We start from the raw sequence: 16630 nt of genomic DNA on the forward strand, positions 1-16630 counted from the left end.
TGCAATGTATAATTTTTGTGAATATTCACTTTTTCTATTTAGAATAACTTCATAACTTTTTAAGAATTCTCTTTTCTACTTTAAGATTCTGCCAAATATGCAAAATGGTTACAAATTGCTATATACCTCTTTCACAAGTTCGGTAAAATGACAGCAATTTATCCAAAACGATTTTAAAAAATTAATAATGGGATCTCGCGTGCGACACTTTCAACTGGCTATTTTATTGGCATGTGGCATTGCCACTACGGGGTGCGCTGTCACCTCTGGTTTACAAACCTACGACTTACCTCGCGAAGGGGTTTACACCACCGACTTGGGTACAGCGGTCAATGTGATTAAACTCACCCAAAACTCAATGCTAGCGGTGCAGCCTGCAGTTCACAATATTCAACAAGACTATGCGCATTTATTCCATACACCACAGCGTCAATACACCTTAAGTTCAGGCGATATTCTTTCTATTTATTTATGGGCATATCCTGAAATTACCCCACCCACCAATACCATTAGTAACGAAAAAGCCGTTGAGTCAAATGGTTATCAAATTGATTCACAGGGTTATATTCAGTTTCCGATTATCGGGCGTTATAAAGCGGCAGGGAAATCTTTAGCACAAGTGAATCGTGAGTTACGCGGACAGTTAGCACGTTATTTAAAAACGCCAGACGTGATTGTGCGGGTGCTGTCTTACCAAGGGCAGCGATACTCGGTACAAGGCAATGTTATGAAAGGTGGGCAATTCTATTTAAACGATCAACCTGTCAGTGTATATACCGCCTTAGGTATGGCAGGCGGGGTCAATGCCCAACAAGGTGACAATGCTTCTATGACTTTAGTGCGTCAGGGGCGTAGCTATCAACTCAATACCGTAGAGCTGGAAAAAGCAGGCTTGTCATTGCACAACTTACTCATTCAGCCGAATGACACCTTGTATGTCAACAACCGTGAAAACCAAAAAATTTATGTGATGGGTGAGTCGGGTAAAAATCAATCGCTCCCTATGCGTGATCAAGGCATGAGTTTAAGCGATGTATTGGGTGAAAGTCTGGGCTTAAACCCACTGTCTGCAAGCCGTAGTAAAATTTATGTGGTTCGTAGTCAGCCCAATGCAGCACATACCGAAGTCTATCACATGGATTTAACCAGCATTGCCGACTTTGGCCTAGCCAATCAGTTTAAAATGCGCAGCAATGATATTGTCTATGTAGATGCATCAGGCTTGGCCCGCTGGCAACGTGTGGTTAACCAAATTATTCCATTCTCAAATGCTTTATATAACCTAGATCGTTTGGGGAACTAATGAAAATTAATAACATTTTGGTGGTGTGTATCGGCAATATTTGCCGTAGCCCCATGGCAGAATACTTTTTAAAGCAGCAATATCCACACTTACATATTGAATCTGCAGGTATTTCAGGTTTAGTTGGTCATGCAGCCGATGACAAAGCCAGTTTATGTATGCAACGTCACGGCATCGACATGAGTCCACACGTAGCAAAAAAACTCAATGCAGAGCTCATTAAAAAAGCCGACCTAATATTAGTTATGAGCCAGAATCAGCAAAAACATATAGAACAAACCTGGCCTTTTGCTAAAGGTAAAACCTTTAGACTGGGGCATTGGCAAAGTAAAAATATTGCCGATCCTTATCAGCATGATCAAACAGTCTTTGATGAAACTTGTAGATTGATTCAAGACTGCATTACTGACTGGAAAAAATATATTTAAGTTTTTTAATATTTTCACTTTTTGATATTTAAATTATGAGCCAAACTGCCAATACCGAAGATACTATTGATCTGAAGGAATTATTTTTTTCCTTAATTGCTCAATGGAAACTGATCACGATCTGTATATTATTGAGTTTAATTGCAGCTTTATTATATCTAAGGATCACTCCAGATACCTATAACGTAGATGCCCTGGTACAAGTAGAAGATAGTAAGGGAGCATCAGCAGCTTTATTAGGTGACCTTTCTAATATGATTGAGCAAAAATCTCCGGCTCAAGCTGAAATTGAGATTTTAAAATCGCGTCTTGTGCTTGGCTCAGTGATTAACCAGTTAAACTTGGACCTTGTAATTTCTGGTACTGAAGATTCGATCTGGAATCGATTATTAAAAAATCATAATTATGATATCCAATATACGACAAAATCAGTACTCTTCAAAGATAATGAGCAAAGTTTTGATGTAAGACAGTTTGATATTCCGAACTATTTTAAAAATAAAAATCTATTATTAAGTTTTGATGATAATAAATATAATCTAACTGATGCCGAAACAAATGAAATTATATTTACTGCTCCCTTAAACCAAACCAGTCAAATTCAATCAAGATATGGTCTTTGGAAAGTCGCCATTTATAGCAAAGATCCCTTAGATTCTACTTATAATATTAAAAAGCTGACTTTGCCTGCGGCAGTGCAACGCATACTTAATAATTATTCAGTGGCTGAAAAAGGTAAAATGACGGGTGTACTTGGATTAAATTATCAGGGCCAAGATAAACAGCATATTACCCAAGTACTGAATGCCATCTTAGCAGCTTATAGCCAGCAAAATATTGAACGTCGTTCAGCTGAATCTGCCCAAACATTGAAGTTTCTAGATGAACAACTCCCTGAGTTGAGCCAACAGCTAGATCAGGTAGAACGTGAATTTAACCAGTTCCGTCAACAATATAATACTGTGGACTTAACTAAAGAATCAGAACTGTATTTAACTCAGAGTATCGCTCTAGAAACACAAAAAGCCGAACTTGAACTTAAAGTTGCTGAAGCTTCTGCACGTTATACTGAAGAACATCCAGTAATGGAACAAATGAATGCTCAACTTGGTGCAATTAATAGCAAAATTGCAGCATTGGGTAATACTTTAAAGCAGCTTCCTGATTTACAGCGTCGTTACTTACAACTTTATCGCGAGGTTGAAGTTAAACAACAGTTATATACCGGATTACTTAATACTTATCAACAACTTCGCATCGCTAAAGCCGGTGAAATTGGCAATGTACGTATTGTTGATACTGCCGTAGAACCAATTGAACCGATTAAACCAAAGAAATTACAAATTATAATTTTATCTATTTTCTTAGGCGGTTTTTTAGGAACATTACTTGCTTTATTGCGCAATATGATGCGTTCAGGAATCAAGGATTCAGCACAAATTGAAAGAGAGTTAGATCTGCCTGTATATGCAACAGTTCCTCGATCTCCTCTCCAAGAAAGTCGCGTCAATTTACTGAAAAAGAAAAAGAGCATCCCTATTCTTGCGGTTAAGGATAGTAGTGATATTGCAATTGAAAGCTTACGCAGTATGCGTACTGCAATCCATTTTGCTTTGAGTAATGCCAAAAATAATATTATTGCACTTTCGGGTCCGGGCCCTGAAATTGGTAAATCATTTATTACTACCAACCTAGCAACTATTTTGGCCCAAAGCGGAAGCCGCGTATTAGTGATTGATGGTGATTTACGTCGTGGTTATTTAAATAAATATTTTAATAAAGAAGTACAACCAGGTTTATCCGAACTATTAAATCATCAAAATAGCTATGAAGATGTTGTTCAAAACTCGCAGGTTGATAATTTATTCTTTGTTACTCGAGGTAAAAGTCCAGTAAATCCATCTGAATTACTCAGTACAGATAAGTTTAAAGTTTTTCTTGACCAAGCTTCTGTTAGTTTTGATTACGTATTGATTGATACTCCGCCAATATTAGCCGTAACCGATGGTATCATCATTGCACAATATGCTGGTGTAAATCTATTAATTGCACGTCATGGTAAAACACAAATTAAAGAACTTGAAATTACTGTCACTCGTTTTGAACAGGCTAATGTGAAAGTTAATGGTGTTATTCTGAATGATGTACAAAAAGGGCCAGGTAATGGTTATGGGTACGGATATAACTATGCGTATGCTTATAAGGCTTCAAAAGATGGTGATTAAGATAAATTTAATTCATAGCAATTAAATTTGTCTTAAATATAAAGATAACCTCATTGTTATCATAAAGCTTCAAACTAAGGTAGAGTAATCAAATTAGTTTGAAGCTTTTTATATTTATCCTACTATGAAGTTAGTTATAGTCTTATATTAGACTTCCGTCATAAATCAAAAAACGTACAATTTATTTGATCTTAAATTAATCAGCAAAATTATTTAATTCAAGGGATAATTCTTGGATGAAATTCAAAGATATTCAAAAATTATCAGACGTTAAATTTCGTAGGCTTACCGGTGTTAGTTGGGCTACATTTAACCTCATGTTGGCCGAGCTAAATAAGCATTTACCTTGTCATATTGGTAAAGGACGACCGCATAAATTACCGTTGGAAGATCGTTTGCTCTTATGTATAGAATATTGGAGAGAATATCGAACATTTTTTCATCTTGGTATGAGTTACGGTGTATCTGAAACGAGTGCAATTCGTATCACACGTGTTATTGAAGATACCTTAATCCGTTCTGGAAAATTTAACTTGCCAAAACAACTTCCTAATCGAGATGAAGTGGATTGGGAAGTTGTTGTGATTGATGCAACTGAAATATTAGTTCAACGTCCAAAAAAAACAGAAGAAATGGTATAGCGGTAAAAAAAAGCGACATACCTTTAAATTTCAGCTATCTATGCACTATACAACAGGTGAAATACTGAGTGTATGTGGAAGTCATGGAAGCATGCATGATTTTAAAATATTCAAAAAAAGCATGAGGAAATTAAAATTTAAGCCCTTTTTTATCGTTGATAAGGGGTATTTAGGGATAAAGAAATTGGGTTTTGGATGCCTCATGCCATCTAAAGCAAAGAAAACTGAACAACTAGATTCTGAATTAAAAAAGTTAAATAAAGAGATTGGTCGTAGACGAATTCAAGTAGAGCATGTATTTGGAAGGATGAAATGTTTTAAGATTTTATCTTGTGTATATAGAAATCGTCGTAAACGATTAAACCTGCGTTTTAATTTACTTGCTGGCATATACAATTTAGATTGGGTGAAAGATAAACAATTAAATTGGTTGAAAAATGATTTATGAAGGAAGTCTAATGACTGATAAAATTAAAAATAATTATTTAATATAACCCGAATCCTGCTTAAGCCGATGACTTCATAATTTGAATTGTTGGCTTATTTTTATGGATCAGTTGATATGCACACAAGGACGCGTAAATCCCTCCTAGAAATCCATGAACACTACGTGCTTTGCTTGTCACTAAATTGTACTGACCTTTCAATAAACTGAATAAAGTCTCTATCTTATTGCGCTGTTTTAAGTGATATTTATCTGACTCAGAAAGTTGTATAGCCTGCATATTTTTTCGATGATAGGTAATTAAATCAATACCTTGCTCTTTCAACCTACTCTTCAGTTCTTGGCTAATATAGCCACGATCTCCATACAACTTTGCTTCCATCTCTTTAACGAGTCTCTCAACCATTTTGATATCAGCCAAATGTCCATTGGATAAAGCAGAACAAGCAATTTCACCAAATTGATTCATCACAATATGTAATTTACAGCCATAAAACCAGCCCATTGAGCTTCTACCACGTGATGCAATTTGGACTAATGATTTATGGCGTTGAATACGTTGATTTTTACAAACTGGCAGAGTTGTTGAATCAATCCATAAATATTGTGTACCTTGGCCTTTCATTAGCGCCACATGTAAAGCGTGTAGAGCTAATTGATGTCTATTAATCAGATGAATCATCCGTTGGTAACAGGGTAAGCTTTTAAATAAATGATTTTTATCCTGTTTCAACCATGTGAAAAATGCTTTGAAATTAGTGAAATGAGAATATTTATACCAGATCGCGATAAAAGTGATTTCTGAGATACTCAAGTGAGCGGTTCGGACTCTGGAGAAACGACGACTTTGTTTAAGGAAATTCCAGTAGGTTGCTTCAAATTTAAGAAAGAAATCATCAATTACGCAAAATAATTCGGTACTATTAAACATCGGGACTAGAGTTTTAAGTTTTGTGTGGTAACTCAACTGATGGCTCTAGTCCTCTTATTTTTCAAGTCAATTTTTTATCCGCGATTCGGGTTAGATAAGTTTTTTATCAGCTTCCTTGCTTATTTCTAATATGAAAAAATTAAATATACAACTATTATAAAAAGTTTCTTAGACATCCACTATAACTAATAAAAGTATCTAATAATAAGATTAATATATTTCAACCAGAAATAATTAAAAAAATAATAAACCTTTATTAAAATAAAAGGAATCTTCTAAAAAATAATTAGAAGAAGTTAAAAATATTTTTTAGTAATAATGAACTTTATTAAATTATTTCACTTCTTTTGCACGTAAATGGTTTTCAGTGACCTCCTTTCTACAAAATCGTGCAGCACCAACTTCTTGATCTGGCGCATTAATTCCTTCTTGATTAAACATCACCTTAGCTGTTTTAAACATAATTTTAAAATCTAGCCAAATGTTATTTTGCTCAACATATTGAACATCTAAGTCGAATTTTTCTTCCCAAGATAAGTTATTACGCCCACTGACTTGGGCAAGCCCTGTCATGCCGGGTTTTACCTCATGTCTTCGCATTTGTTCAGCGGTATAATGTTCTAGAAATTCTTTCATTTGAGGTCTAGGCCCAACAATACTCATATCACCTTTTAAGACATTTATAAGCTGAGGCATTTCGTCCAAGCTGGTAGAACGTAATTTTTGACCAAATGGTGTAATTCGAAATTTATCTGGTAAGGGATTACCATCCTGATCGAATGCATTTCTCATAGAGCGAAACTTAATCATTTTAAAGAGCTTTCCATTTTTACCAGGTCGTTCTTGATAGAAGAAAATTGGTGAGCCTAGATTTCTACGTACTTTATAAGCAATGATGATAAAAACTGGCAACAATATAAATATAGCAGTAAGAGAAATAATAATATCGATTAATCGCTTAGCAACTTTTATATCACTCCTAAAAAGGTCACTACTAGAATATAGATGAGGAAAAGATGTTAAGGCATTTTTTAAAATTAGATCTTTCTTCCCCCGATAATACCAGGATTTTTTTTTCTCTAGCTTAGCCACTTTATTTATCCGTGGAGAAAATTGAATGATTTGGTTCTTATACCCTTCTTTTTCTACAAGATTTTTTTTTAAGAAAATATTATCTTTTTCAATAAATAACGATTTACGTGTTGTAATAGAGCTTTTTACAAAGTTTTCGATCTTATTTTTTTCTTGTTGTAGATCCATTAATAAACACCTCACTATGTCTATCTACGCATCATATCAATTGTATTTTTATTAAAGTAGAAAGACTATTGTTAGCCAATTTCATATTTTAGTTTTTTAGAAATATTATTATTATTTTTATTAAAATATATATTTAACTAAAATTAATTAAATTTCACCTAATAAGAAACTTAAGTTTATATTTTTTTCTATAAATATTAGCCGCTTATATCAAATTAAAGTAAATAATTTATAATTACACTAGATCAGTTAATAATGAAATATATTTCATTATTAAGATAAATAATTTTTGTAAAAAATAGCAAATCTCACACTAAATAAAATGTGACAAAATGTAATTTATTTATAACTAATGAGTCTTATATCACAATAAAATACTATTTTAAGCTTATAATTAAATATATTTCTAATTAATTATACAATCAAGATAACGTTATTTTTATTCTATTGAGACCGTCTTAAATATATAAAACCAGATAAGATAAAAAAATTTAAGAAAACTAGAAATCCACCTCTGGCTAATAATGAGGTGGAGTAATTCTAGTTAAAACTAGGCGATCATAAATCTATACTATAATAATCATGTACAATCCCACGTGCACCAAATCTTTCTTTTTGATCAATCAATCCTATATTTAAGTATTTCCCTTCATTTTCATTAGAAGTTCCGAAATCAAATATTTTGGCATTTTTCTTACTTTTTTCTATTAAATGATCAATGAGATAATCTAATACCTTTTTCTCCCTACCTTTATCATTGCTAGCCAAATATTGAGTATGAACTACTCTTTCAGTTTCAAAAGTCACTGCTCCTGCCACAATATTTCCATCAAGACAACATTTATATGCTCTTATATTATTAGGGAAACGACTTTTTAATAAATCTATTTCATCTTCATTATGTACAGGTTGTTGGTTATGATGCTGACGCAGTACTTCCCGGATTACTCCCCAAACCATACTAGGTTGATCTACTTCCTCACAGCTAACCCCATTTTTTTTGAGCTTATTGACTGATCTTCTTTTACTTTCTGAGTATGAATATTCTTCATTTAGAGCAATAGAAACACTAATATCTCGTCGGTAAAGCTTGGCATCATTTCGAAATAAAGCGTATAAGTCTTCTTGAGCAGGATAATTATGATAAATAACAGGAATGCATTTATATATAATCTTATCAATATTTTTTTGTTTTAAATAAATTTTTAATAAATTAAATAATTCTAGCATGTCAGCGGCATGAATATCTCTATTAATTAAAAAACCGCCAAAAGTTAAACCTTGATGACTATAAAAAATATTATCTTTAATATTTCCAGGCAATAAGGCTACAATTTTCCCTTTTTCATTTTTAAATATCAATGAGAAATCCTCAAATCGATCAGCATGATATTCCATAAAATCACGATTAAACATAAAATGATAATTTTTACATTTTAATAAAAATTCATTCCATATTATTTTATCTGAAGTTTCATATTTATTTATTTGAAAACCTAAGTCTTCTTTCATTATAGTACCCATATCTATATCCTAGTTATTGTTTTTAAATCAAATATAATTTTCTATTTATTAAGGAAAATACTATTACTTTTTTAAAGCCTATTAATGCCCATCATTTGTAATAGTCTATGGTTTATATGATCCGCATTAAAATTCTTTCTAGCATAGAGAAATCCTTGATAGCCCATTTTATTTATTTGTTCAGGATGTTCTATAAAATAAGTCATTTTCTCTACCAATGCAGCCACATCCCATTTAGGAATTAGGAAACCTGTCAACCCATCGACTACAGTCTCATTGCAGCCTGGAACATCAGTAGTGATGACTGGACGTCCTACAGCCATTGCTTCTTGTGTACTACGGGGCACCCCCTCTCGATAATAAGACGGCAATACAAAAACCGCGCTATTACGTAGCCTTTGATCTACATCAGTCACAAAACCATTATATTCGATAATACCTGTTTGTATTAGCTGATCTAATTCAGCTTGCTTTAAGCCAGTTGGATTTTCAGGATCTAATCCACCAATAATTTTAAACACAACTTCAGGATATTTTCTTTTTACTATTCTTGCTGCTTCTATATATTCAAATATTCCCTTTTCAGCTATCAATCTAGCTATAAATATAAAAGATATTTTTTTTTGATCATTCCATTTAGTATAACTAAAATCTTTTAAATTAAGACCAATAGGACCTAATACTTCAATCGCATTTTTTTTATGTGAAATATTATATCGATGAACTAGATCTTTAGGATCCTCATGATTTAAGAAAATAATTTTATCCAGATATGGAAATGATAATCTATATAAAAAAACTTGTATAATGCGAACTAACTTAGCTTTAAGGCTTTGGCCATGTTTATGAATTGTAAAAGGTGAACCTAAGCCTTCGATCATTCCATAAATATAAGGAACCTGAGTCTTATATGCAGCTAAAGTTGCATAAATAACAGGCTTTGTTGAATAGGAGAATACGATATCAGGTTGGATTTCTTTTATTTTCTTTTTGAGTTGAAAGGTCGAGCGTAAATCAGCCAATGGATTTAATCCACCGCGACTAAGTTGATAAGTTACAGGAATTACTCCAAGATTTTTAATTGTATCTAACCAATGATCATCATATTCCGATACAAAAGCATAAACTTGATGACCATGCTCTATACAAGCAAAAATAAAATCTTTACGGAAATTATAAAGGTTATAAGCGGTAGATCCTATAATAGCGATTTTTTTAGTTATCATTGTTTTAATTTTCCTATAAGTTCTAATTGTGCAGTATAAAAATTTTTATCTTGTTCAGAAACAGATATGACTCTTCGTGTTTGTAGAATCTGTATTAAATTAGAAAAGCTTAATATTTTTACAATTATTTTTTTTATCTGAAATTTTAAAATAATTTTATTTTTATCAAAATCCGAGATAATATTTTTATAATATTTTTTGATTACTCCGATCTGGGTATTATAACCGCGGATCATTTTTTCTTTTTTTACATTTTCAACTTCTCTATAAAAATATAAAGGTTCCTGTAAAACGACGTAATTAAAATCATTTTTTATCGCAGCTGAAAGCCATAGTTCATAATCTTCAGCTAAGCAATTATCGACTTGGTACGGGTTTCTTTTACACCACTCCTTTCGGGCAAGTAATGAAGGATGCAGTATATTAGTAACACCTTGCAAAATTTCTTTGGGCTGCATTTGATAATTAGAATAGATTCTCTTTCCTAAAATTTCATTCTTGTCTCCAATTGAATATAAGCTGGTGACTACAACATCAATATTTGGATTTTCATTTAGTACTTTAATCTGTTTTTCAAGACGATCGACTGCCATTAAATCATCGGCATCCATACGTGCAATAAAATCATACTTTGCTTCATTGATAATCTGATTTAAGCGGTAGGGTAATCTTCTATTATGCCCATCAGCTATGATACGGATTCTCGGATCATTAAATGAGCGGGCAATCTCTAAAGATCGGTCTGTTGACCCATCATCTACCAGAATTAATTCCCAATTTTGAAAAGTTTGCGCTAATACCGATTTAATGGCATCTTCTAAATATTTTTCAGCATTAAAAAATGGTATTCCTATAGAAATATACATCGTTATTCTTCCTTATTATTATTTGAAAATAGTAAAAAAGCGGCCAATAAAAACCAAAAAATCAGTGTTCGTGCACTATAAGTTGTAAACCCATATAGCATCGGTCCCAAGAATATCAACTTGTTTGAAAATGATAATTTTTTAAATATTTGATATAAAAAGATTAAAAATAAAGAGATGCCGACGATCCCATAATAAAAAAGGATACCTAACCAAGTTGAATGAATTTCGTTCCCTTTCGGGTTATATAGCCAGTGCGCACCTTGGCCAGCACCAAAAATTAAATATTGAGGATATTCAAGGAAGTTAAAAAGACCTCGTCCTTCTGCCTGGCTGTCTTTTTGATCCAGGCCTTCGACAAAACGCAGAACCACACTATCAAAAGCCCCTAAATGATATAAAAAGTAACTGAGGGTACTAAAAATGACTAATATGCCAAAAAATACAAATATTCTTTTATTCAGATCCCCTTTTTGACTAAATATAAATCCTAAAGTCAGCATTAAGAAGCCAATTGAAGCAGACCTTGACATGGTCAATAGAATTAAGAATAAAGCTAAAAAATAAACGATTATCTTTTTTAAATTACTTTCAGAAATATATAAAAAAATAGCACAGGTAGTTAAAACCCAAAATGCCATCTGATTGGGATCATTAAAAAGACCATTGTATCGTGGTTCAAAATTGTAACGACCTAATCCACTTGCCCAGATCGCAATTTCTATTACATAGGAAAATGGAATAAGAAACAGTATTTTTTCATAAAAAAAGTTAACTTGAGAGGAACTCAAATTCATTAATAATAAAAAAAACAACAAGTTAAAGATCCAGTAAATGGTAGAAACCATATAACTGGGATCTAGAACGATCAAATACCAAGCAAAATTTACACAAACTGTATATGCGACAAAGATTAAGGCTACACTTGAGTATTCGATGGTTATTTTTGAGCTACGGCTGAATAATAAAAATATAGCCGCCATAATAAAAAGGTGACTAAATTGTGGAACCCCACTAGACCAAAAATAAAACTGAGATAAGAAAAATGACAGCAAGATAAAGTATATAACCACTTTATCTTTTAAATTAATATCATCTAAAAAAATAATGTTATTTTTTGAATTACTTTCATTTAAAATAATCATTATCCATTCCTTTTATTATTATCTAATGCCTAGAATCAGCAAAAGAAATGATTAATATTTTTATATTACTAACTAAATTATTTTATTAAACATAGTTAAAATATAATTATTTATATAAAATTTTTTAATTATTAAAAATCTTTTTTTATTAAGAGCCAATAAAAAAATCTAAAAAAATCATATGTTAAAATTTCTGTAGGATATTCTTTTAAAATTTTTATCATCTTTTCTAATGATTTCTTTTTAGATAATAGCCCTAATTCAAATGCATTAATCCACAAAGCTCTCTTTTTTGCTTTATTAAATAAAATATGATTCTGATATTCACTTAGAATCATCATTCTTGAATCGTGCATAAGAGTCGTTTGCTTATGCATATTATTGTCATGCAACCTATACTTTGCAAAAAGCACAGGAAGATAGCATAACTCCCCTTCTTGCGCTAAAAGCAGCCACATATACCAGTCTTCTATTTGTACTTCTGCATTGTAGCCACCTATTTTTTTTAAAGCTTGAGTACGAATAAGTTGTGTAGTAGCGGGCAAATCATGTTCTAACAATAAAATCTGGTCGAAGGTATAACTTTTTCTTTTTTTAACTCTATTTTTCACAAGATTAGAATCATTATCAATAATTGATACTCCTCCAAATACAGCTATACAGTTCTTATTCTGGCTTAGAAATTTGGTTTGTATTTTTATTTTATCTTTTAAGATTATATCATCAGAAGCAAGGGAGGAAAAATATTCCCCCTGTGCCCATTCTAATGCTTCATTTAGAGTTGCGCTTAAGCCCTTATTTGGACGATGTCTAAACTCAAATCGGGTAAACCGTTTTTCACATAATGGAATTAATTCTTGTATTTTTTCTACTGAAGCATCTGTAGATCCATCATCAATAATAATTAACTCAATATTCTGATAAGACTGGTCAATGACACTCTTGATGCTATCACGTATAAACCTTTCATGATTATAACTTGGTATAACTATAGAGACTAAGGGTTGTTCACTTATCATCATATTATTCCCTCTTTATTTTAATTGTTTAAATATAAATAAACTGATTACGATCCAATACAGCCCATAATTTATGAGATGAGCAATAGAAACACCTTCGAAACCAAACACTTGAGTACATATATAAGTTAAAGCAATGAGAGACACTGTAAATATAATCTCTGTACAAATATAGAGTTTAGTCATTGCTTTGCTGAGCATTAAATAAGCCAGTATCCAGCTTCCTATCTTCAAGGCATCTCCCATCATTTGCCAAAGAAATAAATCCTGCATAGGGGCAAAAGATGGACTAAATAATAAGTTGATAATCCAATCACGTAATATGAAAACGCAAATTCCGCCTACAACAGCAAGTGGAAAAATAAACTTATAGCCTAAATAGACCTCTTTCTTAATTTCATCAACTGCATTGAGTTCTGATAAGCGCGGCAAGTAATACACGCCTAATGTAGTGGTTACAAGCAAAAGATATACTGTGCTTAGACGGATCATCGCCTCCCAATAGCCCGCATAAGCCAGGCTAAATTCTTGGGTTAAGTAAGCCCGAATTAACATTTGCGATAGCGGCACACAGATCGCACTGACTAATGCCATGAGAATAAATGAGGCAAATTTTTTGGTAATTCCTAGGTCTATTTTTCCTAATAGTGAAGAAAACTCAAACCAGTCTGCTCTATGACAGAGTATTAATGTCACTATAAATGCAATCGACTGATAAATGGATAATGCAATTAAAGCCCCATATAACTGCAGTTTGATTGCCAAAACCCCAGTGATCACAAGTGCAAATAAACTACCGGCAATATTTGCAAGCACCAGCTTTAAAATTTCTTTTTTCCCATTCAATATGGCTAAAAATAGCGTATTAAAATTGAAAAATATTAAAAAAATAGCAAACCATATAAAAATCGTTTGGTACTTAAGTGATTGAAATATATATAATGCCAGCTGCTTTTGAAAAATAAGTATGAGAATCGCAAAAACGAGACTAAATAGAAAAACAATACTACCTGCTGTTTTCCAGACTGCACGTTGTTTAGTCTCATCTTCATGATATTCAGCCGTATATTTAACTACAGCGGTATTAATGGCACTGCCAGCGAAAGTCGTCACCATTTGAATAAAATTCTGGAATTGGCCGATCGCTGCATATCCGGTAGGTCCTAGATATACAGCCAGAATTTTATTCAGTACAAACATGGTGATGGTCTTAATCAAAACGGCTACACCATTCAGTACACTGGTCCTAAATAGATTCATCTATGCCTGAAAACCATTACATAACCGAACAACCTGCTTTGCTTCATCCATAGATAAAGTTGGTCCAATCGGTAAGCTTAGAACCTCCGCATGAATCTGTTCTGAAACTGGAAAACTTAAGCCATTCCATTCCTTATAAGCCTGCTGCTGATGAGGCGGAATTGGATAATGAATGAGTGTCTGTACTCCGTTTTCTGCTAAATATTGTTGTAATTTTTCCCGATATTTTGTTCTGATCACAAATAAATGCCAGACATGTTGTGCATATGTCTCGGTGTCTATATTTTTGCACGGGAGCTCAATTGCGGTATTTTGAATTTCTTTTAAATACAGATCTGCAATATGCCGACGATGCTGATTCTCCTGATCTAAAAATTTAAGTTTCACATTCAGGATGGCAGCCTGAATTTCATCAAGACGACTATTTACACCTGGTACCAGGTTTTTATATTTTTCATGTGAACCATAATTACGTATAGCTTTAAGCATCTGCGCTAACTCAGCATCGTTGGTGGTAATTGCTCCCCCATCACCGAGTGCGCCTAAGTTTTTACCTGGATAAAAACTGAAACCTGCAGCATCTCCCCAATTTCCTGCTTTTTGACCATTTATTTCAGCACCATGACCTTGGGCCGAATCTTCTAAAACCAGCAAGTTATATTTTTTGGCAATGGCCATAATTTCTGGCATTGCCGCAAGTTGTCCATATAAATGCACAGGCAAAATTACCTTTGTTTTTGGAGTTATGGCTGCTTCAATTTTCTTGGTATCAATATTAAAAGTCGTTATATCCGGTTCAACCAGTACCGGTTTCAGATTATTCTGTGAAATAGCTAAGATACTTGCAATATAGGTATTTGACGGGACAATGACCTCATCTCCTTCATGGAGTTTTCCTAATTCTTTCCATGCGCGTAGCGTTAAAATAAGCGCATCCAAGCCATTAGCAACACCTATGGCATATCGTGTTCCACAATAATTTGCAAAATTATGCTCAAATTTTTCTAATTCTTTGCCACAGATATACCAACCAGAGTCGATTACCTGAGTGCAAGCTGCAATCAGTTGATCACGGTATTGAGTATTTATTGCTTTCAGATCAAGAAAAGGAATCATTCTTATCAATCTCATATAAAAATTTATATTTATTTTTTAATCTCATATTAATTAAAATTAATATACCTATAGTATTTAAATATAATCCTATTTATTTAGTTCATAACCTTTAGATTTAAAGCTTGGCTCCAATAAAAATTGTTTTACTTTCTTATTTAATGGTTTTTCAATAAACCTATACATTAAAAAGCTAGCGATTAGAGTGACAATAAATATAAAAAAGGAAAACAGCATTAAGTCCATATTCAATGAAAATATTTTTCTTATATAATTTAAAATTTGTATTTCCAAAACATGTAGCAAGTAAAAAGAAAAACTGATTTCCCCTGCTAATACCATGTATTTATTTGATAAAAGCTGGGTAATTATACTTTTTTTCTGGGCAACATGAGACAGGGCAAAAATTAAAATAATTGCTGCCATAGGCACCCAATAGTAAATTGAATACCTGTAACTTATATCTATTTTATTATGGAATAAAAAGAATAAAACAAAAAGTAAAATAGCTCCTAATTCAAATATAACTACAGGTTGCTTAATTTTGGAATAGCCGAATTTTACTTTTTCAAAAATATCAAACAGGATAATACCCAACAAAAAGTCAGAAAAACGCACATATGGTGAAATATATAACCAATAGTGATCCTGATTTTTATCAAGCTGAATATTTAGAATCAAAATACCTATAAGATAGAATATAAAAATATAACTTCTGATTTTTTCAGAAATCAAAAATGCAAATGGAAACAGCAGGTAGAAGAACATTTCATCCGAGATGCTCCAGGAAGGAGAATTCAATGAGAAATGGATCTCTTCTGAAGTAAAAAAGCTTTGTATCAGAAAAACATGCTGTATTAAATATTCCCAACCCTTGCCAGACTGAGCAAAAGTTAATAAAAATACCAGTGCGGTTGTGGCAATATGTACGGGATATATTCTGGCTAAACGAGAAATATAAAATTCTCTTTTCGAAATATTTCCGATTAAAAACTTTTCTTTATAATTGTAGGCTAAGATAAATCCACTCAAAATGAAGAAAAAGCTGACCCCTAAAAAGCCTTCGTCAAAAATACTATTAAAAATATTGGCATAATCTGTTTCTTTTAGAAAAGCCAAATGACTCAGAAAAACAAAAAGTGCGAAAAACATACGCAATGATGTAAGCGGCTTAATCACGTCATATATCTCCTTGATATTTATTATTATTTTTTAATTCTATCTTTTGAAGCTTCTTCTTTAGC

Annotated in this window: 14 protein-coding genes and 1 pseudogene; 5 read left to right on the top strand and 10 right to left on the bottom strand. The window is 32.5% G+C overall.

The features are described from left to right. Positions 1-199: 199 nt before the first annotated feature. The 5 genes and pseudogenes from O4M77_RS14150 to O4M77_RS14170 form a co-directional block, all read left to right on the top strand. Entirely contained in the window at positions 200-1303 is a 1104-nt protein-coding gene (locus O4M77_RS14150; RefSeq protein ID WP_323713617.1) for a polysaccharide biosynthesis/export family protein, read from the top strand. After that, on the top strand, positions 1303-1731 hold the full coding sequence (locus tag O4M77_RS14155) for a low molecular weight protein-tyrosine-phosphatase (protein ID WP_323713618.1): 429 nt from the start codon (positions 1303-1305) through the stop codon (positions 1729-1731). The genes O4M77_RS14150 and O4M77_RS14155 overlap by 1 nt, the downstream gene beginning before the upstream one ends. A 35-nt stretch (positions 1732-1766) precedes the next feature. Continuing rightward, positions 1767-3956, top strand: a complete 2190-nt coding sequence (locus tag O4M77_RS14160) for a polysaccharide biosynthesis tyrosine autokinase (protein WP_323713619.1) — start codon at positions 1767-1769, stop codon at positions 3954-3956. Positions 3957-4192: 236 nt separating this feature from the next. Continuing rightward, entirely contained in the window at positions 4193-4597 is a 405-nt protein-coding gene (locus O4M77_RS14165; protein WP_004783114.1) for a transposase family protein, read from the top strand. Positions 4598-4634: 37 nt separating this feature from the next. Continuing rightward, positions 4635-5045: pseudogene (locus O4M77_RS14170) on the top strand (transposase family protein); the annotation flags it as partial. A 58-nt stretch (positions 5046-5103) separates the two neighbouring features. Here O4M77_RS14170 and O4M77_RS14175 read toward each other — a convergent pair. The 10 genes from O4M77_RS14175 to O4M77_RS14220 all read right to left on the bottom strand — a co-directional run bounded on the left by O4M77_RS14175 (position 5104) and on the right by O4M77_RS14220 (position 16565). Then, positions 5104-5973 (bottom strand): IS982 family transposase, encoded by an 870-nt coding sequence (locus tag O4M77_RS14175; protein WP_323714093.1) that lies wholly within the window; start codon positions 5971-5973, stop codon positions 5104-5106. Between the two features lie 333 nt (positions 5974-6306). Beyond that, the gene (locus O4M77_RS14180) at positions 6307-6945 is read right to left on the bottom strand and encodes a sugar transferase (RefSeq protein ID WP_323714113.1); all 639 of its coding nucleotides are present in this window, start codon (positions 6943-6945) and stop codon (positions 6307-6309) included. An 846-nt stretch (positions 6946-7791) separates the two neighbouring features. Further along, positions 7792-8757 carry a GNAT family N-acetyltransferase gene (locus tag O4M77_RS14185; protein WP_323713620.1) on the bottom strand — a complete coding sequence of 322 codons (966 nt, stop codon included), beginning with the start codon at positions 8755-8757 and terminating at the stop codon, positions 7792-7794. Positions 8758-8828: 71 nt separating this feature from the next. After that, entirely contained in the window at positions 8829-9983 is a 1155-nt protein-coding gene (locus O4M77_RS14190) for a glycosyltransferase family 4 protein (RefSeq protein WP_323713621.1), read from the bottom strand. Next, on the bottom strand, positions 9980-10849 hold the full coding sequence (locus tag O4M77_RS14195) for a glycosyltransferase family 2 protein (RefSeq protein ID WP_313483679.1): 870 nt from the start codon (positions 10847-10849) through the stop codon (positions 9980-9982). The genes O4M77_RS14190 and O4M77_RS14195 overlap by 4 nt, the downstream gene beginning before the upstream one ends. Positions 10850-10851: 2 nt before the next feature. Next, positions 10852-11994, bottom strand: coding sequence for an O-antigen ligase family protein (locus O4M77_RS14200; protein WP_180002623.1), 1143 nt, complete (start codon positions 11992-11994; stop codon positions 10852-10854). Between the two features lie 131 nt (positions 11995-12125). Beyond that, complete coding sequence (locus tag O4M77_RS14205) at positions 12126-13013, bottom strand: glycosyltransferase family 2 protein (RefSeq protein WP_416359257.1); 888 nt, start codon at positions 13011-13013, stop codon at positions 12126-12128. 15 nt (positions 13014-13028) lie between these two features. After that, entirely contained in the window at positions 13029-14273 is a 1245-nt protein-coding gene (locus tag O4M77_RS14210; RefSeq protein ID WP_323713623.1) for an O-antigen translocase, read from the bottom strand. Further along, a complete protein-coding gene (locus O4M77_RS14215) occupies positions 14274-15389 on the bottom strand; it encodes a DegT/DnrJ/EryC1/StrS family aminotransferase (RefSeq protein ID WP_323713624.1) in 1116 nt (371 codons plus the stop codon). It abuts the gene before it with no gap. 87 nt (positions 15390-15476) lie between these two features. Further along, positions 15477-16565, bottom strand: coding sequence for an acyltransferase (locus O4M77_RS14220; protein WP_323713625.1), 1089 nt, complete (start codon positions 16563-16565; stop codon positions 15477-15479). Positions 16566-16630 lie beyond the last annotated feature (65 nt).

Origin of the sequence: Acinetobacter sp. YWS30-1 (assembly GCF_033558715.1) — a bacterium.
Lineage (GTDB): Bacteria > Pseudomonadota > Gammaproteobacteria > Pseudomonadales > Moraxellaceae > Acinetobacter.

Coding starts and splice junctions, on each gene's coding strand:
- O4M77_RS14155 (WP_323713618.1), top strand. CDS start 1,303: ATGAAAATTAATAACATTTTGGTGGTGTGTATCGGCAATATTTGCCGT.
- O4M77_RS14160 (WP_323713619.1), top strand. CDS start 1,767: ATGAGCCAAACTGCCAATACCGAAGATACTATTGATCTGAAGGAATTA.
- O4M77_RS14165 (WP_004783114.1), top strand. CDS start 4,193: ATGAAATTCAAAGATATTCAAAAATTATCAGACGTTAAATTTCGTAGG.
- O4M77_RS14175 (WP_323714093.1), bottom strand. CDS start 5,973: ATGTTTAATAGTACCGAATTATTTTGCGTAATTGATGATTTCTTTCTT.
- O4M77_RS14185 (WP_323713620.1), bottom strand. CDS start 8,757: ATGGGTACTATAATGAAAGAAGACTTAGGTTTTCAAATAAATAAATAT.
- O4M77_RS14190 (WP_323713621.1), bottom strand. CDS start 9,983: ATGATAACTAAAAAAATCGCTATTATAGGATCTACCGCTTATAACCTT.
- O4M77_RS14195 (WP_313483679.1), bottom strand. CDS start 10,849: ATGTATATTTCTATAGGAATACCATTTTTTAATGCTGAAAAATATTTA.
- O4M77_RS14200 (WP_180002623.1), bottom strand. CDS start 11,994: ATGATTATTTTAAATGAAAGTAATTCAAAAAATAACATTATTTTTTTA.
- O4M77_RS14205 (WP_416359257.1), bottom strand. CDS start 13,013: ATGATAAGTGAACAACCCTTAGTCTCTATAGTTATACCAAGTTATAAT.
- O4M77_RS14210 (WP_323713623.1), bottom strand. CDS start 14,273: ATGAATCTATTTAGGACCAGTGTACTGAATGGTGTAGCCGTTTTGATT.
- O4M77_RS14215 (WP_323713624.1), bottom strand. CDS start 15,389: ATGATTCCTTTTCTTGATCTGAAAGCAATAAATACTCAATACCGTGAT.